The organism is Caldimonas caldifontis (genome assembly GCF_002930615.1).
In the GTDB taxonomy this organism is placed as follows: Bacteria; Pseudomonadota; Gammaproteobacteria; order Burkholderiales; family Burkholderiaceae_C; genus Caldimonas; species Caldimonas caldifontis.
In genome coordinates, this window is the sequence record NZ_PSNX01000004.1 from 1 (window position 1) to 20940 (window position 20940).

22 protein-coding genes and 1 riboswitch are annotated in these 20940 nt (G+C 65.5%); of the genes, 6 read left to right on the forward strand and 16 right to left on the reverse strand.

Features of this window, described 5'->3' with window-relative positions:
- From C1704_RS05245 to ribD, 13 genes are all read right to left on the reverse strand, one after another.
- Positions 1 to 1007: type VI secretion system Vgr family protein (locus C1704_RS05245; RefSeq protein ID WP_211286863.1), on the reverse strand; the 1007-nt coding region annotated here is incomplete at its 3' end.
- Positions 1008 to 1131: 124 nt separating this feature from the next.
- Positions 1132 to 2016, reverse strand: a complete 885-nt coding sequence (tolA, locus tag C1704_RS05250) for a cell envelope integrity protein TolA (RefSeq protein ID WP_104301700.1) — start codon at positions 2014 to 2016, stop codon at positions 1132 to 1134.
- A gap of 23 nt (positions 2017 to 2039) precedes the next feature.
- Positions 2040 to 2468 (reverse strand): biopolymer transporter ExbD, encoded by a 429-nt coding sequence (locus tag C1704_RS05255; RefSeq protein ID WP_104301701.1) that lies wholly within the window; start codon positions 2466 to 2468, stop codon positions 2040 to 2042.
- Positions 2469 to 2481: 13 nt separating this feature from the next.
- Positions 2482 to 3192: a protein TolQ gene (gene tolQ, locus C1704_RS05260; RefSeq protein ID WP_104301702.1), complete on the reverse strand. Its 711-nt coding sequence runs from the start codon at positions 3190 to 3192 to the stop codon at positions 2482 to 2484.
- Positions 3189 to 3611: a tol-pal system-associated acyl-CoA thioesterase gene (gene ybgC, locus C1704_RS05265; RefSeq protein WP_104301703.1), complete on the reverse strand. Its 423-nt coding sequence runs from the start codon at positions 3609 to 3611 to the stop codon at positions 3189 to 3191. The genes tolQ and ybgC overlap by 4 nt, the downstream gene beginning before the upstream one ends.
- 105 nt (positions 3612 to 3716) lie before the next feature.
- A complete protein-coding gene (locus C1704_RS05270) occupies positions 3717 to 4109 on the reverse strand; it encodes a TssQ family T6SS-associated lipoprotein (protein WP_104301704.1) in 393 nt (130 codons plus the stop codon).
- Positions 4106 to 5809, reverse strand: a complete 1704-nt coding sequence (locus C1704_RS05275) for a serine/threonine-protein kinase (RefSeq protein WP_104301705.1) — start codon at positions 5807 to 5809, stop codon at positions 4106 to 4108. The genes C1704_RS05270 and C1704_RS05275 overlap by 4 nt, the downstream gene beginning before the upstream one ends.
- A 90-nt stretch (positions 5810 to 5899) precedes the next feature.
- Entirely contained in the window at positions 5900 to 7066 is a 1167-nt protein-coding gene (locus C1704_RS05280) for a pyridoxal phosphate-dependent aminotransferase (protein ID WP_104301706.1), read from the reverse strand.
- A gap of 12 nt (positions 7067 to 7078) precedes the next feature.
- Complete coding sequence (gene nusB / locus C1704_RS05285; RefSeq protein ID WP_104301707.1) at positions 7079 to 7555, reverse strand: transcription antitermination factor NusB; 477 nt, start codon at positions 7553 to 7555, stop codon at positions 7079 to 7081.
- Positions 7552 to 8016 carry a 6,7-dimethyl-8-ribityllumazine synthase gene (gene ribH / locus C1704_RS05290; RefSeq protein WP_104301708.1) on the reverse strand — a complete coding sequence of 155 codons (465 nt, stop codon included), beginning with the start codon at positions 8014 to 8016 and terminating at the stop codon, positions 7552 to 7554. The genes nusB and ribH overlap by 4 nt, the downstream gene beginning before the upstream one ends.
- Positions 8017 to 8043: 27 nt before the next feature.
- Entirely contained in the window at positions 8044 to 9144 is a 1101-nt protein-coding gene (ribBA, locus tag C1704_RS05295) for a bifunctional 3,4-dihydroxy-2-butanone-4-phosphate synthase/GTP cyclohydrolase II (RefSeq protein ID WP_104301709.1), read from the reverse strand.
- A gap of 26 nt (positions 9145 to 9170) precedes the next feature.
- Positions 9171 to 9803, reverse strand: a complete 633-nt coding sequence (locus C1704_RS05300) for a riboflavin synthase (protein ID WP_104301710.1) — start codon at positions 9801 to 9803, stop codon at positions 9171 to 9173.
- Positions 9804 to 9849: 46 nt separating this feature from the next.
- Positions 9850 to 10932: a bifunctional diaminohydroxyphosphoribosylaminopyrimidine deaminase/5-amino-6-(5-phosphoribosylamino)uracil reductase RibD gene (ribD, locus tag C1704_RS05305; RefSeq protein ID WP_104301711.1), complete on the reverse strand. Its 1083-nt coding sequence runs from the start codon at positions 10930 to 10932 to the stop codon at positions 9850 to 9852.
- A 178-nt stretch (positions 10933 to 11110) separates the two neighbouring features.
- On the opposite strand from ribD, the gene C1704_RS05310 reads away from it, so the two are divergent.
- From C1704_RS05310 to C1704_RS05335, 6 genes are read left to right on the forward strand one after another with little or no spacing between them, the layout of a single operon-like run.
- Complete coding sequence (locus C1704_RS05310; RefSeq protein ID WP_104301987.1) at positions 11111 to 11662, forward strand: GspH/FimT family pseudopilin; 552 nt, start codon at positions 11111 to 11113, stop codon at positions 11660 to 11662.
- Complete coding sequence (gene pilV, locus C1704_RS05315; protein ID WP_104301712.1) at positions 11650 to 12198, forward strand: type IV pilus modification protein PilV; 549 nt, start codon at positions 11650 to 11652, stop codon at positions 12196 to 12198. Before C1704_RS05310 ends, pilV begins: the two co-directional genes overlap by 13 nt.
- The gene (locus C1704_RS05320; protein WP_104301713.1) at positions 12195 to 13145 is read left to right on the forward strand and encodes a PilW family protein; all 951 of its coding nucleotides are present in this window, start codon (positions 12195 to 12197) and stop codon (positions 13143 to 13145) included. The genes pilV and C1704_RS05320 overlap by 4 nt, the downstream gene beginning before the upstream one ends.
- A gap of 14 nt (positions 13146 to 13159) precedes the next feature.
- Entirely contained in the window at positions 13160 to 13714 is a 555-nt protein-coding gene (locus C1704_RS05325; protein WP_146076034.1) for a pilus assembly PilX family protein, read from the forward strand.
- A 48-nt stretch (positions 13715 to 13762) separates the two neighbouring features.
- Positions 13763 to 17476 (forward strand): pilus assembly protein, encoded by a 3714-nt coding sequence (locus C1704_RS05330; protein ID WP_104301715.1) that lies wholly within the window; start codon positions 13763 to 13765, stop codon positions 17474 to 17476.
- Positions 17477 to 17500: 24 nt separating this feature from the next.
- The gene (locus tag C1704_RS05335; protein WP_104301716.1) at positions 17501 to 17968 is read left to right on the forward strand and encodes a type IV pilin protein; all 468 of its coding nucleotides are present in this window, start codon (positions 17501 to 17503) and stop codon (positions 17966 to 17968) included.
- A 69-nt stretch (positions 17969 to 18037) separates the two neighbouring features.
- On the opposite strand, the gene nrdR is transcribed toward C1704_RS05335, so the two are convergent.
- The 3 genes from nrdR to C1704_RS05350 form a co-directional block, all read right to left on the reverse strand.
- Positions 18038 to 18481, reverse strand: coding sequence for a transcriptional regulator NrdR (gene nrdR, locus C1704_RS05340; protein ID WP_104301717.1), 444 nt, complete (start codon positions 18479 to 18481; stop codon positions 18038 to 18040).
- 17 nt (positions 18482 to 18498) lie between these two features.
- Complete coding sequence (glyA, locus tag C1704_RS05345; RefSeq protein WP_104301718.1) at positions 18499 to 19746, reverse strand: serine hydroxymethyltransferase; 1248 nt, start codon at positions 19744 to 19746, stop codon at positions 18499 to 18501.
- Between the two features lie 82 nt (positions 19747 to 19828).
- Positions 19829 to 19951: riboswitch (ZMP/ZTP riboswitch) on the reverse strand.
- A 68-nt stretch (positions 19952 to 20019) separates the two neighbouring features.
- Complete coding sequence (locus C1704_RS05350; protein WP_104301719.1) at positions 20020 to 20928, reverse strand: lytic transglycosylase domain-containing protein; 909 nt, start codon at positions 20926 to 20928, stop codon at positions 20020 to 20022.
- Positions 20929 to 20940 lie beyond the last annotated feature (12 nt).

Here is a 20940-nt window from a genome sequence, read left to right on the forward strand (position 1 = left end):
GGCAACTCGGCAAGGCGCCACCACTGGCCGGCGCGGGTGCCGCGCACGGTGGCGCGGCCGCTGTGGCGCAGGGCCAGGCCTTCGGCGGCTTCGCGCAGCAGCCGGGCGCGGGCGGCGGCACTCGTGGTGTCGGGGGTGTCGGCGGCCACGGCCGGGTCGTAGTCTTCGGCCGGGGCGGCGCCGGCTTGGCCCTGGGGGCTGCTCACCTGGGCGGCCACGGCGCGCTTGGCGCTGGGGTGCCAGGCCAGGGTGGTGGTGCGGCTGGCACCATGGCGGGCCTGCACGGTGCAGGTCTGGACGGTGTCGCGCGCCTCCTGGCCGCGTTGTCCAAAGACCACGGCGCGGTGGTAGCGGATGGCGCCGAAGCGTTCGCTGTCGGGGTGCTGGGGGCAGGCGGCGTCGTCAGGGCTGTGCGCAAAGAGCACGGCGCGGTGGCCCAGGCCGGTGGGGTCGTCGTCGCCGTCGACTTCTTCGAAGCGCAGGCCCAGGCCGGCTCGGGCGAGCAGGCGTTGCACGAAGTCGAGGTCGCTCTCGCGGCCCTGGCTGAGGTAGGCGGGGTGGCCCAGGGCCTCGAGGTGCTCGTCCACGCCGCTGGCCCAGCGCCAGGCGGCGCGCGGCTGGTAGGCGGTGAAGACGCCGTCGAGGATCTGGCGGATGCTCTTGCCTTGCCAGGCGCGCTGGCGGCCGCCTAAGCGCAGCCGCCACAGCCAGGGCACCATCAGGAGTTCGTAGCGGGCAAAGCCGCCGTCGCTGGCCAGGGCCCGGGCCTGGGCGATGAGGCCGCTCACGCGGCTCAGCCGCCCATCAGCCCCCACGGTGAGCAGATCGACCCGGGTGTCCAGCCAGGGCTGCAGCGCCAGCCCGGCATCGGTGGCGAGCACTTGCACGCGCCATTCGTAGGGCTGGTTCAAGGCTTCGTGGCCGATGAAGCGTTCGACCAGCAGCCCGCCCACGGCCGGGCCTTGAAGGCGGTACAGGCGGGTGGTGTCGGTGCACAGCGTGTGCAAGGCCGCGGCGCGTTCGCCCAGCGAGCCCTGCCCATGGGCTCTTGGAAACAGGGTGTGACAGACGCGCCGCCGTGGCCGCCGTTCGGGCCGTCAGGGCAGGGGTGGGCCCCCGGAGTGAGGGGGGTCAATCCTTCGGCCGGAAGGTGATGAGGATGGGAGAGGGCACGCGCCCGTTGTCATCGCGGGGCAGGGTTTCGGTGCGCTCGATCGCGCGCAGGACGGCCTGGTCCCACTCCGGATGGCCGCTGGACTTGACAAGCCGCGCGCCCAGGATGGTGCCATCCGGGGCAGCGCGGACCTCCACCTCGGCCGCCGGATTGGTGGTGAGGGTGTCGATGAAGATGATGTTGGGCTTGATGCGCGCGCGCAGTCTGCCCGCATAGCCGGCCGAGGGCGTTCCCGCGGCACCGCCCTGGGCAGCGCCCGTGACCTGCGTGCCCGTGCCGGCCTGGTTGATGATGCGTTGCATCTGGGCCTCGCGCAGTTCGGCCAGGCGCTTTTCCTCTTCCTGGCGACGCTTCTCGGCTTCCACCTTGCGTTGCTGCTCGAGTCGCTGCTTTTCGGCCAGCTCACGCTTTTGCCGCTCGGCCTCTTCCTGCTTCTTGCGCTCGGCCTCGCGGCGCTGGGCCTCCTCGCGCTTCCTGCGCTCGGCTTCTTCCAGCTCGCGCTGGCGCCTGGCCTCGGCCTCCTTGCGCTGCTTCTCAATGGCCAGATCGGCTTCGCGGTCTGGGGCGGGCGGCGGTGGTGCGGGCGCGGGCGCCGGGGCCGGCGGGGGAGCGGGGGGCGTTGGGGCCGGTGCCGGAGCGGGCGCGGGCGGCGGGGCCGCGGCCTGGGGCACGGCCGCCCACAACTCGGCTTCCACTGCCTCCGGGGCGCTGGACTTCCAGTTCACGCCCAGGGCCAGGGCACCGATCAGGGCCGCGTGCATGCCCAGGGCAATCGCCAGCCCGCGTCCGCGGGCGTCTGGCGAGGGCGGCAACAGGTCGTCACGGTCTTGGGAGGTGGTCATGGGCTCAACAGCTCTCTCGGGCGTCAACCACCTTGCTGGCGCACCAGCAGGCCCACGCGGTCGAAACCGCCGGCACGCAAGCGCGACATCACATGGACCACCGCCTCATAGCGCACGCCCCGGTCGGCCGAGATCACGATGGGCGCGTTGTCCACGCCCTGGATCGCCGCACGCACTTCCTGCTCCAGGCGCGGCAGGGTGGTGCGCGGGCCGTCCTTGCCGTCCACGCGCAGCCGCAGGGTTTCGTCTGCTGCGACGACCACCTCGACCACCCGCTGAGGGGCGGTCTGGGCACGGCCCACCGTGGGGAGGTCGACGACCGCCGTGGTGATGAGCGGGGCACTCACCATGAAGATGATGAGCAGCACCAGCATCACGTCGATGAAAGGCACCATGTTCATCTCGCTCATGGTGCGGCGGCGGGATCCGGATCTCGAAGCGACAGCAGGCATGAGGGCCTCCCGCTCAGTGGGCAGCGCCTGTGGGCCCGCCCTGCGCGAGCTGGCCGACGTTGCGCTGCAGGATGTTGGAGAACTCCTCGATGAAGGTCTCCATGCGGATGGCCACCTGGTCGATCTGGCGCGAGAAGCGGTTGTAGGCCATCACGGCAGGAATCGCGGCGAACAGGCCGATGGCCGTGGCCACCAGTGCCTCTGCGATGCCGGGGGCCACGGTGGCCAAGGTCACCTGCTGCAGGTTGGCCAGTCCGGTGAAGGCGTGCATGATCCCCCAGACCGTGCCGAACAGCCCGATGTAGGGGGCCACCGACCCCACCGTGGCCAGGAAGGACAAGTGGTGCTCGATGGCGTCCATCTCGCGTTGGAAGCTCGCGCGCATGGCCCGACGTGCGCCATCAAGCAGCGCACCAGCGTCGCTCACCCGGCGCTCGCGCAGTTTCAGGAACTCGCGCATGCCTGAAGCAAAGATGCGCTCCATGGGCCCCCCCTTGCGTGGGTTATCCATGGCGAGGTTGTAGAGATCATTCAGATTGCGTCCGGACCAGAACTCGCGCTCGAATTCGTCGTTGAACCCGCGCACGCGACCCAGCCCGAAGAACTTGCCGAAGATCACGGTCCAGCTGGCCAGGGAGAGAAAGACCAGCAGCAGCATGACCAGCTGAACGATGAGGCTGGCTTCCAGAATGAGCTGGATGATCGACAGATCCTGGTTGTTCATTCGAGTTCCTGAAGCAATTCCTTGGGGATGCGATGCGGGCGGAAGGTCTGCGCATCGACGCACCCGATTCTGATCTCACCTTCGGCCAGCAAGGTTCCATCTCGTAACGCCTGCTGGGTGATCACCATCGATGCAGCCCGCGCCGACGCAAAGGCCACGGTCACGTCGAGCAGGTCGTCCAGCCGGGCCGGCTGCAGGTAGCGAACTGCCGTGTGGGTCACCACGAACATCACGCCCTGTCTCTGCCGCATTGCTTCTTGCGAGTACCCCAGCGAGCGCAGCCATTCGGTACGGGCGCGCTCGAAGAACTTCAGGTAGTTCGCATAGAACACCACGCCGCCGGCATCGGTGTCTTCCCAGTAAACGCGCACCGGGTGGCGATGGACGACGCGGGATGCAAGGGCGGGGGATGCAGCCATGGCAGCACATACGGTGCCGACAACCCCCGGTCAGAGGCCCTGTCGGCAAAAGCGCACATTATCGCCGCGCGAGTGGGCACTCGCTGGCGCCAGGGTGGTGGCGGCCTACTGCCGGCTCTTGAGGAAGACCGGCCCCCACAGCGGATGGCCCGCCTCGGACTTGGTGAGGTCGAAGGCCGGATCGGCTGCGCGCGCGGCGCGGAAGGCCGCTTCGCACTGCGGCTGCCGCTGCGTGGTGCAGTAGATGAACGCCAGGTGCTTGTGGGCGGCAGCCTGGTCCTTGGGCGACGACAGGCCGACCTGCAGGGCCTGGTTGATGCGGCGCTCGGCTTCGGCGTATTGCGCATCGTCGTAGGCGCGCAAGCCGGCAAGCAGGGCGCCCTCGGCCGGACGTGAGGCCAATTCGGTGATGCCCACGACCGGGGCGGGTGCCTGGACGGGCATCTGGGCGCAACCCACCAGCGCCAGCAGGCCAAGTGCCAACAAGGGAAGTTTCATGATCCGAACTTGTGTCTGACAGTCACAGGTTGACCCGGCGTGACGGTGATGGTCACGCGGTGCGGCGGGAATTCATCGTTGCGGATGGTGATGGTGTGGCGGCCCTCGGTCAAGGTCAGCCGGTTGAGCGGTGGGGCAATGCCCGCCGGGGCGCCGTTGACTTCCACCTGCCCCCAAGGGCTGATGGCCAGCACCACTTCCCCAGTGGCCAGCGTGGCGCCGGCAGCGGCTACCGCGCTGCGTGGCGCCGGCCGCACGGGGGCTGCAGGCGGTGTGGCACGGCGCTCGCGAGCCACCCCCTCGGGCGCGGGCGCGGGCGTCGGCGCAGGGGCCGGATCGGCCGGTACCGCCTCCTGAACAACAAGCCCGCGAGACGCTGCTTCGGTGGGAGAGGCCGTCAAGCCGGATGATGTCGGGACGGCCACCTCTGCGGGGGCACCGGCCGCATCCGCAGGGACGGCTTGCACCACAGGCAAGGGTGCCGGAGGAGGAGACTCGGCGACCGCGACGACCGGGGCCGCGGATCCCGGATCGCTGCCCCACCAGCTTACGACGGCCCAGGTCACGGCCGCCAGCACGGCCACCCCACCCAAGCCCATGCCCAGTCGGTGCAGCCGGCGGCTACCCTGATGGGCGGTCAAGGCACTTTCGTCTTCCTCGGCGTCTTCCTGCTCTTCAATCCAGTGGCGCAACTCCCGTGACAGCGCACGCGCCGACCGGTAGCGGTTGTCGGGATCCTTTTCCATGGCCCGCGCAGCGATCAGTGAGAGGGCCTGAGGCACGCTGGGGTTCAGCTCGTGGATGAGCGGCGGTTGGTGCGTCAGCACCGACTCAGCGATCTGGGAGAGCGTGGCACCCTGGAAAGGGCGCACACCGGTGAGGAGTTCGTAGAGGACCACGCCCAGCGAATAGACGTCGCAGCGCCGGTCCACCGGGTCATGGCGCACCTGTTCCGGCGCCATGTAGTAGGGCGACCCCGCGGCGAAGTCGTCCTCGGTGCCCGATTCCTGCTGGCTGGCCACGCGGGCGATGCCGAAGTCGAGCACCTTGGGCTGGGTGCGACCGGTCATGAAGATGTTCGCGGGCTTCACGTCGCGGTGGATGATGCCCTTGGCATGCGCATAGGCCAGGGCATCTGCGGCGCGGCGTACGATCTGGGCGGCCTCCACGGGCTTGGGTCGCCAGCCTTCCTTGATGAGCTGGCGCAGGTCCTTGCCCTTGAGCAGCTCCATTGCGATGTAGGCGCCCTGCGGGCTGGTGCCGGCATCGAAGACCGTGACGATGTGCGGATGGTTGAGGCTCGCCACCGCGCGGGCTTCGTTCAGGAAGAGGCTGTTGAAGCGCTCGCGAGCCTCCGGCGCCATCTCGGCGCCCAGGGTCTTGATGGCCACCAGCCGAGACAGCAGCGGGTCCTGGGCGGCATAGACAGCGCCGAGTCCGCCTTCGCCCAGGCGGTACTTGAGGGCATACCGTCCGATGTGCCCGATGGTGGGGAGCTCGTCAGGAGGGATGGAGACCGGCGCACCGCGGCGGTTCGGCGGGTCGGCGGTGCGCTCACCCAGGTCGCCGAACAGCGAGCCGTTGGCCGTGTCGTGCTGCTGGGTCGTGTCGAAATGGTGCGAGGAATCCTGGCCGTCGCGCGCCAACTGCGCGCGAGCCTGCTCCGGGGTCAGCGCAAAGATCGTCTTCTGGAATTCCACGGACGCAGCTTAGACGATGGCGGGTCGGCACAGGCGGGCCGCTGTGTGAGAAATGCCCGCTCCAGGGGGCTTCGAGGCGTAAATTGTGTGTCAGAGACACCGCCGCAGCCGGGTCACTGCCTCTTCGAGCTGGGGTAAGGCCGTGGCATAGGACAGGCGCAGGTAGCGCTTCGTGTCGGCCTGACCGAAATCCCGACCCGGTGTGATGGCCAGGTGGGCGCGGCGCATCAGATCGAAGGCATAGTCCCAGCTGTCCGGGGCAAAGGTGGAGCAATCCGCCCAGGCATAGAACGCACCGTCGGGCATCACCGGCACCGTCAGGCCCAGGCGGTTCAGTGCCGGCACCAGGAAGTCGCGCCGGGCCCGGAACTCTGCGCGGCGTCGCTCGTACTCGGCCAGGCTCTCGCGCTCGAAGCAGGCCAGGGCTGCATGCTGCGCGACGGTGGACGGGCAGATGTAGAGATTTTGCGCCAGCTTCTCCACCACGGCCACCATCGACTCGGGCACCACCATCCAGCCCAGGCGCCAGCCGGTCATGTTGAAATACTTCGAGAAGCTGTTGATCGTGACGATGTCATCGCCTTGCGTGAGGGCGCTCACGCCGAAGGCCTCGTCGTAGCTCAGGCCGAGGTAGATCTCATCGACGATGGTGGCCCCACCGCGCGCGCGCACCTGCTCGACGATGCGCTTCATCTCGTCCGGGGCAATGGAGGTGCCCGTCGGGTTCGACGGTGAGGCCAGCAAGACGCCGCGGGTGCGTTCCGTCCAGGCCTGGGCGACGGCAGTGGCGCTGAGCTGGAAGCGTTGTTCGGGACCGCTGGGCAGCATCACGGCCCGGCCCTCGGCGGCCGACACGAAGTGCCGGTTGCAGGGGTAGCTCGGGTCGGGCATCAGGATCTCGTCGCCAGGTTCTACCAGGGCCAGACAGGCGAGCTGCAAGGCGCCGGAGGCGCCGGCGGTGAGCACGATGCGCCGGGCCGGCACGTCCACGCCGAAGCGCTGCGCATACCAGGCGCTGATCCGCTCGCGCAGCGGCAGCAGGCCCAGGGCATCGGTGTACTGCGTGCGCCCGTCGCGCAGGCAGCGCTCGGCTGCCTCGCGCACCAGCGGTGGGGCGGTGAAGTCGGGTTCGCCGATGTTCAGGTAGATCATCGGCTCGTTGCGGCAGGCTGGGCTGCGGGCCAGTTCGGCGGCTGCCTTGGCGCACTCCATCACGTAGAAAGGCTCGATGCGAGCCGTGCGCGAGGCAAACTTCATGCGACGGCCCTCTCAACCCCGCGCACTGCGGGCGGCTTCCACCTCGGCCGGTCGCAGGTCGGCGGCGGCCTTGTCGAGCACGCCGTTCACGTACTTGTGGCCATCGGTTCCGCCGAAGCTCTTGGCCAGCTCGACGGCTTCGTTGATGGCCACCTTGTAGGGCACGTCGATGCAATGGCGCAGTTCGTAGCTGCCGATCATCAGCACGGCATGCTCCACCGGCGACAGCTCGCTGGTCTTGCGGTCCACATGGCGTGCCAGGACGGCGTCCAGGTCGGCCGCTTCGTTGATGCAACCGTGCAGCAGGGCGTCGAAGTGCGCCGTGTCGCACTTGGCAAAGCCGTCCTGTTCACGCACGTGGGCGTCGATCACGCCGGCATCGCTGCCCGAGATCAACCATTCATAGAGCCCCTGCAGCGCGAACTCGCGAGCGCGGCGGCGTGCCGACTTGGCCGGCGCGCGGCGGGGCTTGGGGGAGGGTGCGGTCACGACAGGTCTTCCAGCAGATTGGCCATCTCCACGGCCACACGGGCGGCATCGCGCCCCTTCTCCTCGGCACGGGCCCAGGCCTGGGCTTCGTTTTCCACGGTGAGGATGGCGTTGGCGATGGGCAGTTCGTAGTCCAGCGAGACACGCGTGACGCCGGCCCCGCTTTCATTGGCCACGAGTTCGAAGTGATAGGTCTCGCCACGGATGATGCAGCCCAGGGCGATCAGGGCGTCGAAGCGCTCGCTCTCGGCCAGGGCCTGCAAGGCCACCGGCACCTCCAGCGCACCGGGCACGCTCACATGCTGGATGTGCTTCTCGGCCACGCCCAGGGCCGCCAGCTCGGCCCGGCAGGCCTGGGCCAGCGCGTTCGTCAGGGTCTCGTTGAAGCGGGCCTGCACGATGCCGATGCGCAGGTCCTCGCCGTCGAGGCGGGCCGCCTGGCCCTTGTCAGCGCCTTGCATGGTTTGCCTTCCTTGATCGTTGTTCTGTCATTGGTCCGGGCCGATGAACGCTGTGACTTCCAGGCCGTAACCGACCATGCTGGGCATGCGCCGCGGGCTGCCCAGCAGCTTCATCTTGGTCACCTGCAGGTCGCGCAGGATCTGAGCACCCACACCATAGGTGCGCAGGTCCATCTGGGCGGGCGAGCGCGCGGGTGGGGTGGCCTCGCCCGGTGCCAGGTGACGCAGCAGTTCATCGGTGCCTTCGCCGCAGTTGAGCAGCACGGCCACCGCATGGTCTTCCTGCTGCAATCGCGCCAGGGCCTTGCCCAGAGGCCAGGAGTGCGAGGATTCCCCCACATCCAGCAGATCCAGCACCGACAGCGGTTCATGCACCCGCACCATCACCTCGTCGGTGGGCGACCAGCGGCCTTTCACCAGCGCCAGGTGCAGTGCGCCGGAGCGGTCGCGGTAGGCGGTGCACTCGAAACTGCCCTGAGGCGTGTTCAAGGGGCGCTGGCCCAGTCGTTCGATCAGCGACTCGTTGCGGCTGCGGTATTCGATCAGATCGGCAATGGTGCCGATCTTGAGCCCATGGGTCTGAGCAAACACTTCCAGATCAGGCAGGCGGGCCATGCTGCCGTCGTCGTTCATGATCTCGCAGATCACCGCCGCCGGGGTCAGCCCGGCCATGCCTGCCAGGTCGCAGCCAGCCTCGGTGTGGCCGGCGCGCATCAGCACCCCACCGTCCTGGGCCTGGAGCGGAAAGATGTGCCCGGGCTGCACCAGGTCGGTCGGCTTGGCATCGCGCGCCACCGCCACCTGGACGGTGCGGGCGCGGTCGGCCGCCGAGATGCCGGTGGTCACGCCCGTGGCCGCCTCGATGGAGACGGTGAAGGCCGTGCCATGTTTGGTGCCGTTGCGCGTGGCCATGGGCGGCAGCTGCAGGCGCTCGCAGCGTTCGCGGGTGAGCGTCAGACAGATCAGGCCGCGCCCGTACTTGGCCATGAAGTTGATGGCCTCGGGCGTGACATGGTCGGCGGCCAGCACGAGGTCACCCTCGTTCTCGCGGTCTTCCTCGTCGACGAGGATGACCATGCGGCCGGCGGCCAGCTCGGCGATGAGCTCAGGGATGGGGGAAATCGGCATAGGAGCGGGATTGTAGGTGGCGGCGCTCAGCCCCTGGCCGGCTGGCCGGCGGCCAGCATGCGCTCGACGTAGCGGGCGATCAGGTCGATCTCGAGATTCACCCTCGCACCGGGAGAGAGCCTCCCGAGCGTGGTGTGCTCCACGGTGTGCGGGATGAGGTTGATGCTGATCTCGGCGCCCTCGGGGCGATCGTGAACCCGGTTGACGGTGAGGCTCACGCCATTGACCGTGACCGAGCCCTTGTAGGCCAGGAAGCGGGCCAGTTCGGCCGGTGCAAGGAGGCGCAGCTCCCAGGATTCGCCCACGCGCACGAAGTGCGTGACCGTGCCCAGACCATCCACGTGACCGCTCACCAGGTGGCCGCCCAGGCGGTCGTTGGCACGCAAGGCTTTCTCCAGGTTGACCCAGCCCGGGGTGTCCAGTCCGGCCGTCTTGGCCAGGCTCTCGGCCGAGATGTCGATCGTGAACTGCGCCGCGCCCGGATCGATGCTCGTGACCGTCATGCAGGCACCGTTGAGGGCGATGCTGTCGCCGAGTTGTACGTCGTCCAGGTAACCGGTGGGAGCTTCGATGAGCAGGCGTTTGCCGTGGGCGGCGCTGTCGCCCAGGGGCGTGACCTCGAGGATGCGGCCCTGACCGCTGATGATGCCGGTGAACATGGGTGTGATTGTCGCAGGGTGGCTTGGACCCTGCCGGCGCCCGGGGCTAGAAGCGGTCCCGCCCTGGCGGGCGGGCACGCAGCCGCAGGTCCGGGCCCACCCGCTGCACGTCGAGAAACTCCAGCGCTGGCGCGTCGTCGAGCCCGTCGAGCGGCCCGAAGCGCATCATCTCCCGCCCCTGCCCGATGAGCTTGGGCGCCAGATAGATCAAGTACTCGTCGACCCGGTCTTCGCGCACGAAGGAGCCGTTGAGCTTGTGCCCGGCTTCCACATGCAATTCGTTGACCCCGCGCCGGGCCAGGTCGGCGAGCATCGCGCCCAGGTCCACCTTGCCGCCCGCGCCCGGCAGGCAGACCAGTTCAGCCCCCACGGCTTCCAGGGCCGCGCGGCGGGCCGGGTGATCTTCCGCGTGATAGACCAGAACGTCGCCCGGGGGCGGCAGGATGCGCGCCGAAGGGGGTGTTTCCAGCCGCGAATCGACGATCACGCGCAAGGGCTGGCGCGGCGTGTCCACCTCGCGCACATCCAGTCGCGGGTTGTCATCCAGCACCGTTCCGATGCCGGTGAGCACCGCCCCGGCCCGGGCCCGCCAGGCATGGCCGTCGGCCCTGGCGGCCGGGCTGGTGATCCACTGGCTGCGCCCGTCGTCCAGGGCGGTGCGCCCGTCCAGCGAGGCCGCCACCTTCAGGCGTACCCAGGGCTGACCGCGCTGCATGCGCGAAAAGAAGCCCAGGTTGATCTCCCGTGCTTCGTCAGCCAGCAGGCCCACGTCCACCTGGATGCCCGCCGCGCGCAGCCGCTCGATGCCCTGTCCCGCCACCAGCGGGTTCGGATCCTCGACTGCCACCACGACCCGGGCGACCCCCTCGCGCACCAGGGCATCGGCGCAGGGCGGCGTGCGCCCATGGTGGGAACAAGGCTCCAGCGTGACATAGACCGTGGCGCCCCGGGCCGATTGCCCCTGAGCCGCGAGCATCCGGAGCGCCTGAGCCTCGGCGTGTGCCTGCCCGGTGGCCTGGGTGTGAGCGCTGATCACGCCCCCGTCGGGCAGGACGATGACGCAGCCAACGGCGGGGTTGGGGGGGCACAGCCACTGGGCTTGGGTGGCCAGGGACAAGGCTTCGCGCATTCCTGCCAGGTCGACATTAGTGCCCCAGCGGGCATTCAGTTCGTGAACTGATGCACGAGGAGTGGGGGCAGGTAAGGGGGCACTCGCCATTCGTCGGTCCGTCTGAGCCTATTGTCGAGTCGCCATTGTGGCGCCTTCCATCACACCGCTACAGTGCAACCAAAGAGAAAAGGCCGCCATGAGACCCACTCCCTCTTCCGGATTCACCCTGATCGAGGCCCTGGTTGTGATTGCCTTGGCAGCGATCCTCGTGGCTGTGGGCGTTCCCAGTTTCCGCAGTTTCACGGCAAACCGGGCCGTTAGCGCTCATGTGAGTGACTTGGCAAGTGCTTTGCGGCTAGCGAGGACTGAAGCCATCAAGCGCGGTATTCCTGTGACGGTATGTCGCACGGGGGACGCGAACGCGGCCCAACCGACCTGTTCAAACGGGGGCGATTGGTCCTCAGGTTGGCTGGTGTTTGTTGACCGTGAGACCCGCGGGCAGGTCGACGATGGCGATGTTGTGATTCGTGTTCAGCAAGGCTACGGGAACAGTGGGGGCATCACGCGCGCCGGATCGGCTTTCTTGACGTTTTTGCCTAGCGGTATTGCTCCTGGAGTGGCGGGTAGTTTTCTCCTCAGGCCCAACATTCCGGAGGGGGATCCGAACTACGAGAGATTGAGCAAGATGATGTGTACCAACTTCACGGGGGCCACCCGCCTTGCAGAGGGGCTTGTATGCGCGAACTGAAGTCGGGTTCGGTTCTTCGTCGTCAGCGGGGGGCGGGTCTCTTGGAGGTGCTGGTTGCCATTCTGCTGCTGTCGTTTGGGATGCTGGCCATGGCAGGGCTGCACGCCATGTCGTTCAAGTACGGAAAGATGTCTCAGTTTCGAGGTGTCGCGACACAGCTGGCCTATGACCTTTCGGACCGGATGCGTGCGAACAGTGGGGGGGCTGCTCAGTATGTCTTCATGGACCCCTACAACGCGACACCACCAGCTGTCGCCGTGCCGGCCTGTGCGGATGCCACCCGATGCACCCCTGCGGAGATTGCTGCTATTGACTTGGCAGAGATGAGGAACACATTGCGCCTCGCTTTGCCCGGCGGGGGGTTATTCGTGACGCGAGATGTCGGCGTTGCCGATGTGGTGGCGTTGACGGTCTGGGTGCTGTGGATGGATCCGGAGACCGCCGACGCCGGGGCATTGGGTGGGGTACCTTGTCCCGACGGCGTTGGCGCCGCCAATCCTGCGCCGCAGTGCTTGCCGCTGAGGGTCGTTCTATGAAGCGTGGGATTATTCATCGCCCCGCAGCGGGGCGCTCACTGATCGAGATCCTTGTTTCCCTTGCGATAGGGGTGGTGGTCCTCGGTGCTGTGCTGGTAACAGTTTCTGGGACGGGTATGACCGGGCGCAAGCAGGACGCTCAGGCTCAGTTGGCTGAGGAAGGGCAGGTGGCGCTCAACTTGATTGCCGGTCAGCTGCGCATGGCCGGATTTGCCGCCCCCAGGATCAATCCGGAGCCGACGGCCCCCCTTGCTGCTCGGTTCGACGGTGCTCCGTTGAAAGGGTGCTCCGACGGTTTTACTGACGTTGCAGCGAACTTCGATGCGCTGACATGCGGCGGTGGCACAGCACACGCCCTAAGCATTCGCTATGAAGGTGACATTTTTAACACAGTACCGGCTGGCGGCAACCCTACCGACTGTCTCGGTACACAGCTGAATGTGTTGACGCCATCTGCTTTGCCTGGAGAGCCTCCTTTTATTTTGGTTGACAACCGATTCTTCATTCGAGACAACCCGCAAACTGGCAATCCAGCCCTCTATTGCAGGGGCAGTGGGGGCGCAGCGCCACAGGTTCTTGTGGACAACGTCGAGGACATGCAGGTGCTTTACGGCGTTATGGCTCCTACCCGCGACGCTCTTGATAACGCAGCCTGGGAAGGTTCGACGGTGCGTTACCTCACCGCCGAGCAGCTTGAGGCGGCCTTTCCCGCACCGAATCCGCTCCCGGCGCGTTGCAGCGTCAGTTCGGGAGAGCAGCCTGATCCTTGGTGCCATGTGACGAGCGTACGGGTCTGCTTGCTGATGCGTTCTGCTGATAACGCTGCAGACGAACCGATGTCCTTTCAGAACTGCGAGGGCGATGTCGAAGGTGCGGCGGACCGTCGCATCCGCCGGGCCATGTCCACCACCGTCAGCCTGCGCAACCGGATCACGGTGGCTCCGTGATGGAGATGCGACGCATGAATTCCTTATCACGTCCGTTGATCGTGCGCAGACAGCTTGGCGCGAATCGTTCACAGAACCGGGGCGTCGTTCTGGTGGTAGCCCTGATCTTGCTGGTAGTGATCGGGGTTAGCTCTGCGGTGGCGATTCGCTCTGCCTTGTTCAGTGACCTCGTGAGCCACAACATGCGAGCTCAGAACACGGCGATGCAGGCTGCGGAACTGGCCTTGCGCTGGTGCGAACAGCAGGCGCTGGCGCAGCCGGTGCCGCCCGGTTTCCAGGTTCAGCCCGTGGTGAATTTTGACGAAGCTGATCGTTGGAACAACGCGGCCAACTGGGCCGTCATGGCTAACACGGTGCCCGCAGCTGTGCTGGGCGGAGAAGTGAACTACGTTACGCCACCTCAATGCATTGTTGAAAGAGTGGAGTTTCCTTCTCTCAGCGACAAGCCTCGCCCTGAGCTTGCCTATCAGGTCACCGCGCGTGGATTCAGCCCTGATTTCCAGCGGGTGGGGGGTAACTCAGCCGCAGGCTCTGAGGTTTGGTTGCAGTCCATCATTCGTCAGTTTTGAGATCTCTGCCTCTAGAAAGCCCGGAGCGTTTTTGAAGGGAAGCGTGTCATGAGCACTGAGTTCAGTTGCAAAGCGTCGCTAAATATGATTTTGCCGGCCCTGAAAGGGGTTGCACTGGTACTGGGTTTTGCGTATGCGACGTCTGTCGTGGCGACACCGGCTCAGTTGCCGCTTTTGACGCGTTCTTCAACGCCCGCGGTACCCAACGTCATGTTCACTCTTGACGACTCTGGTTCAATGGCTTGGCGCTACATGCCTGATAGCATTGGTCCGACCGGGAATCAGCGTTGGGAGTGGGTTTTTCACCCAGGGGACAACCCCGGCGGCAGTTACACGGCCCGACCTATCACCACGCGCGCGGCGGCCAACAATGCAGGGACTGACTTGATGTCGGCCCGGATGCGATCTTCAGCCTACAACACGATCTACTACAACCCGGAGATCCGTTACCAACCCTGGTACAACTCGGACGGCTCTCAGCTGCCCAATGCCAACCCACGAGCGGCTTGGACGAATCCCAACAACAGAGTCGATGTCAGTACCGCCGCAGCGCGAACGACAGCTGTTAACAACGGGCGGGCGGTTCGCCTGATCAATGAAGATGGCACAGGAGAGATCACATACACCACCAGCCAGCTTTGGTGCAAGTCGAGAAATGACGGCACCGCGAACTCAACTGCTGTTGATAATGGTACTGCGCTGAATTGCCACAACATCACCGGCGAGCGATTCGCGCCGGCGACGTATTACGTGCATAACGGTGGCAACTTCACTACGGCTGCAAACTTCACTCGTGTACGCATTGCGATTGACTTGCCTGCAACAGATATCCCCCGAGGGGCAGGGCGTACTGATTGTGTGCAGTCGGGCACGGGTCGCTCTTGCACCCGAGAGCAGGAACTGCAGAACTTCGCCAACTGGTTTACTTACTACCGCACCAGGCTTTTCCTTTCGATTGCCGCAACGAGCCGCTCCTTTTCCGAACAGGGTACGGAGCTCCGCGTGGGCTACGGGCTGATCAACCAGCCAGCGACTGTGGTGGATGGCGTTAGCACCAGAACTGTTGTTCGCGGGGTGCGTAATTTCCAGGGGGCTGACAGGACGGCCTTTTTCAACTGGCTGCACAGTGCTCCGGCGAATGGCGGCACACCTCTGCGCCGTGCAATGGACGACGTGGGACAGTACTTTTCCCGAGCAGACAATAGAGGGCCCTGGGGCAATACGCCAGGGACTGACGACGGTGTTGCCGCCACGTCTCACCTGCAGTGCCGCCGCTCTTATCACATCCTGATGACGGACGGCTACTGGAACGGAGATGCCGCCAGCACGGCGGCGGCCCGGGGCAACGTGGATGGAAGCAATGGTCCGACGATCACGGGTCCAGGCAATCAGAGTTATTCATACAGCCCGGCGGCACCATACTCGGACGGCCACAGCAACACTCTGGCTGACGTAGCCATGTACTACTGGAACAGGGACCTGCGCCCCGACCTCCCGAACCGCATTCGCCCATCGGATACCAATCCGGCCTTCTGGCAACATATGGTCAACTTCACGGTGGGTCTGGGGCTCACGGGGACGCGCAACTTTCCGGGAGACTGGCCGGCTTTACAGGCTGGTTCCCTGGGGTGGCCTGCACCTGTTGCTGATGGTCCGACGACCCTCGATGACTTGTGGCACGCTGCGGTGAACAGTCGTGGGCGTTATCTCAGCGCTCGCGACCCCGTAGAGTTCTCCAACGCACTTTCTTCCATCTTGGCAGAGATCAACGATGCAGAAGCGAGTGAGGGTGGTGTGGCAACGGCCGGTGCTGCGCTGGAGGCGGGCAATCGCAAGTATGTGCCCGTCTATCGCACGGGCGATTGGACCGGCAACCTGACGGCCTACAACCTCGACGCAAACGGCCAGCAACTAACCGCAGCTTGGAATGCTGAACAGTCCCTGCCTGCGCACGGCAGCCGCAACATCGTCGCGGGGACCCGTAACGAGGCTCCTCGGGCAGTGCCATTCACATGGGCAGGCCTCACGGCTGCGATGCGTGCGGAGATGGGGGCTGGTGCCTCCGAGGCTCTCGTCAACTACCTTCGAGGAGATGCTTCGCAGGAGGGCTCAACCTATCGCCGTCGCAGTGCTCGTCTGGGCGACTTCGTGAATTCGCAGCCGGTCTTTGTCAAAGGGCTGGTGGATATGCAGTACAACTTTCTCCCAGTCGGAACCCCTGGGCGGGGCGACTACCGCAGCTTCGTTGCTGCGAAACGTGAGCGCAACGGCGTTGTCTTCATCGGCGGTAACGCTGGGATGCTGCACGGCTTTGCCGATACCCCGGGAGTGAACGCGACCACTCAGCCGGCAGGTCGCGAGGTGTTTGCCTTTATTCCTCGCGCTCTTTTGCCGGGGCTTAGCGCGCTGGCGTCCAATTCTTACGGGCACCGTTACTATGTTGATGGTCCTCTGACTGAGAGTGATGCCTATTGGAGCGGGGCCTGGCGCAATGTGCTGGTTGGTACCACTGGTGCAGGTACCCCGTCGGTGTTCGCACTCGACGTCACTAATCCTACTGCCATGGGCGCTAGCAACGTGCTGTGGGAGTTTGACCGCACCGTTGACCCCGAACTTGGGCACGTGATGGCACCGGTACAGGTGGGTCTGATGAAGAATGGCCAATGGGCTGCAGTGTTCGGCAATGGCCCATTCAGCGCGGCCGGTCGTGCGCAGCTCTTTGTCATCAACCTTCAGACCGGACAGCTGATCCGCAGAATTGACACGGGTGTGGGTGGGGCCAATGGCCTCGGCGGCGTACGACTGATCCGCGATGCCAATCGCGTCGTGGTTGGTGCCTACGCGGGAGACCTCCGAGGAAACGTGTGGAAGTTCGACCTGTCGAACACAAATGCAACTGCCTGGGGTGTGGCGTTTGGTGGGCAACCGCTCTACACGGCGGTCGACGCGTCCAATAACCCGCAGCCCATCGTCGCCGCCCCCGAGTATGTGATCCATCCGCGAGGTGGTTACATGGTGCTCGTCGGAACAGGCAAGCTTTACGAAGAGGGTGACGAGTCGTCTTCTCAGCCCCAATCACTTTACGGTTTGTGGGATAAGCAACAACTCATTCAGGGGACCGGGGGGGGATGGGTCTGGTCGAATGATGCTGCCCAAGGGCCGATTACCTTGCCGTCGTCCATTGTTCAGCAGAACTTCTCCAGCACGACCATTGCCGGCGCAGGGGGGGCAACGTTCTACTTGGTCAATTCAACGACATTGGATTGGAGTCAGCATCGTGGGTGGTCGCTGCCCCTGACGATCGTTGGCGGGCATCGTAACTTGGTCACCCCGCAGATGGTCCTTGGAGGATTTGCTCTCTTTGAGACGATGTCACCGTACTCGGATCAGCCGCCCGACCCCTGTGATGCGGTGAACAGCGGTGTGGGATTCAACCTGCTGATCAATCCGCTGAATGGTGCAATGCCGACCGAGCCGGTGTTTGACACCAATGGCGACGGCGTTGTGGATAGTCGTGACGAGGTTGTGAGCGGTTACAGAACCGAGGCAGATGGGCGTGACAGCCTGCTTTACGACCGCACAACTCCGTCCACCCCGACATGCACGCCGGGTACGCCAGGTTGTGATGAGGACGAACCACCTTGTGCTCAGCCTGGAAAGCGCCTTTTCAGCATCCAGGGGACCTCTGGAAGCACTTTGGGTTGCCTCTCGACCGGCGCAGCGCAACGGTCATGGCGTCAACTGTTCCAGTTCCCGCAGTAACCTCCTCGTCCAATGCCAGACATCATGAGCACTACAAGGCGTTCACAAGGTATACCGGCCAGGCCGATCAAGGGTTTCACACTGATGGAGCTCATGATCGTCGTGGCCATCATCGGCATCCTTTCGGCGATCGCTTACCCGAGTTATACAGAGTACGTCCGACGAGGCCAAAGGGCCGAAGCGCGCACCGCATTGCTGGAGGCGGCTCAGTTCATGCAGCGTTTCTATGCCGCCAACGATCGTTACGATCAAACGAGGGCGGGTGCTGCAGTGGCGTTACCTGAGTATCTGCGCCAGTCCCCACCCCCGGGTGGAGGGAGCGCCCGATACACCATACAACTAGCGGACGGTGTCTCGGCAACCGCCTATACCCTACAAGCAATACCGACTGGATCAATGGTGGGGGATCGTTGCGGGACATTCACGGTCAACAGCGCTGGGCAAAGGAATGTCACGGGTGGGACCGCCACCATGGCAGAGTGCTGGCGCTGAAGCTCTCACATGAATGTCCTCTCACGGAAAACGGGCCCCCGCGGCCCGTTTTCCGTGAGAGGCGTGCGATCAGATTTCTTTGATCAACCGGCTGAACTCGTCCACATCCTCGAAACTGCGATACACCGAAGCAAAACGGACATAAGCCACCTTGTCTAGCTTCTTTAGTTCGCGCATGACGAACTCACCGAGCTTGGCACTGGCCACTTCACGCAGGCCGGAGGAGCGCAGCCTTTGTTCGATCCGCTGCAGCGAGGCATCGATCTGTTCCAGGCTCACCGGCCGCTTGCGCAGGGCCAGCATCATCGAGGCACGCAGCTTGACGGGGTCGAACTCGGCGCGGCTACCGTCCTTCTTGACCACCGCCGGCATGGTGACTTCCGCACGCTCATAGGTGGTGAAGCGGGTGTCGCAGTGCGTGCACCGCCGCCTGCGCCGGATCACGTCGCCTTCGTCGGAGGCCCGCGTCTCGACGACCTGGGTTTCCTCGTGGCCGCAGAAGGGGCAGCGCATGGCAGGCGGGGGCGGGTTCAGCGGTAGACCGGGAAGCGGCGGGTCAGCTCGTGGACCTTGGCGCGCACCGCGGTGATGTTGGCTTCGTCCTGGGGTTTGTCCAGCACGTCGGCGATCAGGTGGGCGGTGGCCACGGCCTCGGTTTCGGTGAAGCCGCGGGTGGTCATGGCCGGCGAGCCCAGGCGGATGCCGCTGGTGATCATGGGCTTTTGCGGGTCGTTGGGAATGCCGTTCTTGTTGCAGGTGATGTGGGCCTGGCCCAGCAGCGCCTCGGCTTCCTTGCCGGTCAGGCCCTTGGGGCGCAGGTCGACCAGCATCACATGGCTTTCGGTGCGGCCGCTGACGATGCGCAGGCCGCGGGCCATCAGGGTCTCGGCCAGGGCCTGGGCGTTCTTGACCACCTGTTGCTGGTAGGCCTTGAACTCGGGCGAGAGCGCTTCCTTGAAGGCCACGGCCTTGGCGGCGATGACGTGCATCAGCGGGCCACCCTGGATGCCGGGGAAGATGGCGCTGTTGATGGCCTTGGCGACGTGGTCCTTCATCAGGATGATGCCGCCGCGCGGGCCGCGCAGGCTCTTGTGGGTGGTGGAGGTCACCACGTCGGCAAAGGGCACCGGATTGGGGTAGACGCCGCCGGCGATCAGGCCGGCGTAGTGGGCCATGTCCACCATGAAATAGGCGCCGATGGCCTTGGCCACCTTGGCAAAGCGCTCGAAGTCGATGCGCAGGCTATAGGCCGAGGCGCCGGCGATGATGAGCTTGGGCTTGTGTTCGTGAGCCAGGCGCTCCATCGCCTCGTAATCGATCTCTTCTTTCTCGTTCAGGCCGTAACTGACGACTTTGAACCACTTTCCGCTCATGTTCAGCGGCATGCCGTGCGTCAGGTGACCGCCTTCGGCCAGGCTCATGCCCATGATGGTGTCGCCGGGCTGGAGCAGACCGAAGAACACCCCCTGGTTGGCCTGGGAACCGGAGTTGGGCTGCACGTTGGCATGTTCGGCGCCGAAGAGCGCTTTCAGGCGGTCGATGGCGAGCTGCTCGACGATGTCGACGTATTCGCAGCCACCGTAGTAACGCTTGCCGGGGTAGCCTTCGGCGTACTTGTTGGTGAGCTGGCTGCCCTGTGCGGCCATCACGGCCGGAGAGGCGTAGTTTTCCGAGGCGATGAGCTCGATGTGCTCTTCCTGGCGCAGGTTTTCCTGCTGGATGGCCGCCCACAGGTCGGGGTCGACGTTGGCGATGGTGGAAACGGTGCGATCGAACATGGCAGTCCTCTTCAGCTGAATGAAGTCCCTCGAAGCACAGGCATCGGGTGTGGCAGCACGCCCGCGGCGGTGCGCGTGATCGGAGGGCTGCCCAGGCGAACGGCGGGTCGGCTCACCAGGAGCCGGCTGCACTTCCCGGTGGTTCACCACCTCGGGCGCGCACCCCGATGTGGGGCGGGCCTTATCGCCAGTTGTGCAACGCCATCAGTGTAATGGAGAAACGCCCCGGGCCAAGTGGTCGGCGCGGGGCGTGTGAGCTGTCGCGCGTGGGGCTCAGGAAGCCTGGGCGACCCGGGTGCGGGACTCGACTTCGTTCGCTGCGTTGGTTTCCGCAGCCGAGGCGGCCGCTTCGGGGGCGCTGGGGGCGCTGGGGGCGCTGGTGCGGACCAGTTGAGGAATGGTGACCGGCACGAAACGGCCCTGGGCGACGTTGCGCAGGTGGTTCTGTTCGGACAGGACCTTGGCCGCGTAACCGCCGTCATCCGGCAGGTTGGCTGCGCCCACGTACCACTTCAGGCCCGCTTCCAGGCTGCCTGCGCGATTGATGTACTCCCGCAGAATCTGGGCGCCCACGCGCAGGTTGCTCACGGGGTCGAAAGCCGCGTGGGTGCCGCCGAAGGCTTCATATTTGTCGTCATGGACGCGCGTCATCACCTGCATCAACCCTTGTGCGCCGACGGGGCTCTGAGCAAATGGGTTGAAGCTGGACTCGATGGCCATGACAGCCAGGATCAGCGTCGGGTCCAGGCGAGTGCGCTCGCCCACTTCCCAGGCTTCCTTGACGAGGCGGGCCACGGGCTCGGGCGCCACCCGGTAGCGGCGCGAGATCCACTGGGCGACGGCTGCTTGCTCCTTGTCAAGGTCGCCGGGATCGGCGGCTGTGGCTCGCAGGATGGCCTTCGGCTCCGCCAAGGCGGCCATCAGGCTCTCATCTTCGCTCAGCCGGGCTTCCTGACGCTCGAGCAGCCAGCCCAGGGTGCGCACCTCGAGCTGGTGGCGGACTTCCGGGCGGCCCAAACCGAACAGGGCGGCGCCCACGACGAGCAGGCCCAGCAGGGCCAGGCCGTTGTGGCTCACGTCCAGCATGCCTTGGCCGACGTCGCGTGCGAAGACGGACGCCGAGCGGCCGATGGACTGCAGCGTGTGCGACGCCGAGCGTCGCAGGTTCTGGATCGCTGTCATGTCACTCCTTTC

Bases quoted from the DNA above. Each gene is read 5' to 3' on its own strand.
- C1704_RS05255 (WP_104301701.1), bottom strand. From the start codon at position 2,468: ATGCCTGCTGTCGCTTCGAGATCCGGATCCCGCCGCCGCACCATGAGC.
- C1704_RS05300 (WP_104301710.1), bottom strand. From the start codon at position 9,803: ATGTTCACCGGCATCATCAGCGGTCAGGGCCGCATCCTCGAGGTCACG.
- ribBA (WP_104301709.1), bottom strand. From the start codon at position 9,144: ATGCCGATTTCCCCCATCCCTGAGCTCATCGCCGAGCTGGCCGCCGGC.
- tolA (WP_104301700.1), bottom strand. From the start codon at position 2,016: ATGACCACCTCCCAAGACCGTGACGACCTGTTGCCGCCCTCGCCAGAC.
- C1704_RS05310 (WP_104301987.1), top strand. From the start codon at position 11,111: ATGAGACCCACTCCCTCTTCCGGATTCACCCTGATCGAGGCCCTGGTT.
- C1704_RS05280 (WP_104301706.1), bottom strand. From the start codon at position 7,066: ATGAAGTTTGCCTCGCGCACGGCTCGCATCGAGCCTTTCTACGTGATG.
- ribH (WP_104301708.1), bottom strand. From the start codon at position 8,016: ATGCAAGGCGCTGACAAGGGCCAGGCGGCCCGCCTCGACGGCGAGGAC.
- tolQ (WP_104301702.1), bottom strand. From the start codon at position 3,192: ATGAACAACCAGGATCTGTCGATCATCCAGCTCATTCTGGAAGCCAGC.
- glyA (WP_104301718.1), bottom strand. From the start codon at position 19,746: ATGTTCGATCGCACCGTTTCCACCATCGCCAACGTCGACCCCGACCTG.
- ybgC (WP_104301703.1), bottom strand. From the start codon at position 3,611: ATGGCTGCATCCCCCGCCCTTGCATCCCGCGTCGTCCATCGCCACCCG.
- ribD (WP_104301711.1), bottom strand. From the start codon at position 10,932: ATGCGCGAAGCCTTGTCCCTGGCCACCCAAGCCCAGTGGCTGTGCCCC.
- C1704_RS05330 (WP_104301715.1), top strand. From the start codon at position 13,763: ATGAGCACTGAGTTCAGTTGCAAAGCGTCGCTAAATATGATTTTGCCG.
- C1704_RS05320 (WP_104301713.1), top strand. From the start codon at position 12,195: ATGAAGCGTGGGATTATTCATCGCCCCGCAGCGGGGCGCTCACTGATC.
- C1704_RS05350 (WP_104301719.1), bottom strand. From the start codon at position 20,928: ATGACAGCGATCCAGAACCTGCGACGCTCGGCGTCGCACACGCTGCAG.
- C1704_RS05325 (WP_146076034.1), top strand. From the start codon at position 13,160: ATGAATTCCTTATCACGTCCGTTGATCGTGCGCAGACAGCTTGGCGCG.
- C1704_RS05270 (WP_104301704.1), bottom strand. From the start codon at position 4,109: ATGAAACTTCCCTTGTTGGCACTTGGCCTGCTGGCGCTGGTGGGTTGC.
- nrdR (WP_104301717.1), bottom strand. From the start codon at position 18,481: ATGCGCTGCCCCTTCTGCGGCCACGAGGAAACCCAGGTCGTCGAGACG.
- C1704_RS05335 (WP_104301716.1), top strand. From the start codon at position 17,501: ATGAGCACTACAAGGCGTTCACAAGGTATACCGGCCAGGCCGATCAAG.
- pilV (WP_104301712.1), top strand. From the start codon at position 11,650: ATGCGCGAACTGAAGTCGGGTTCGGTTCTTCGTCGTCAGCGGGGGGCG.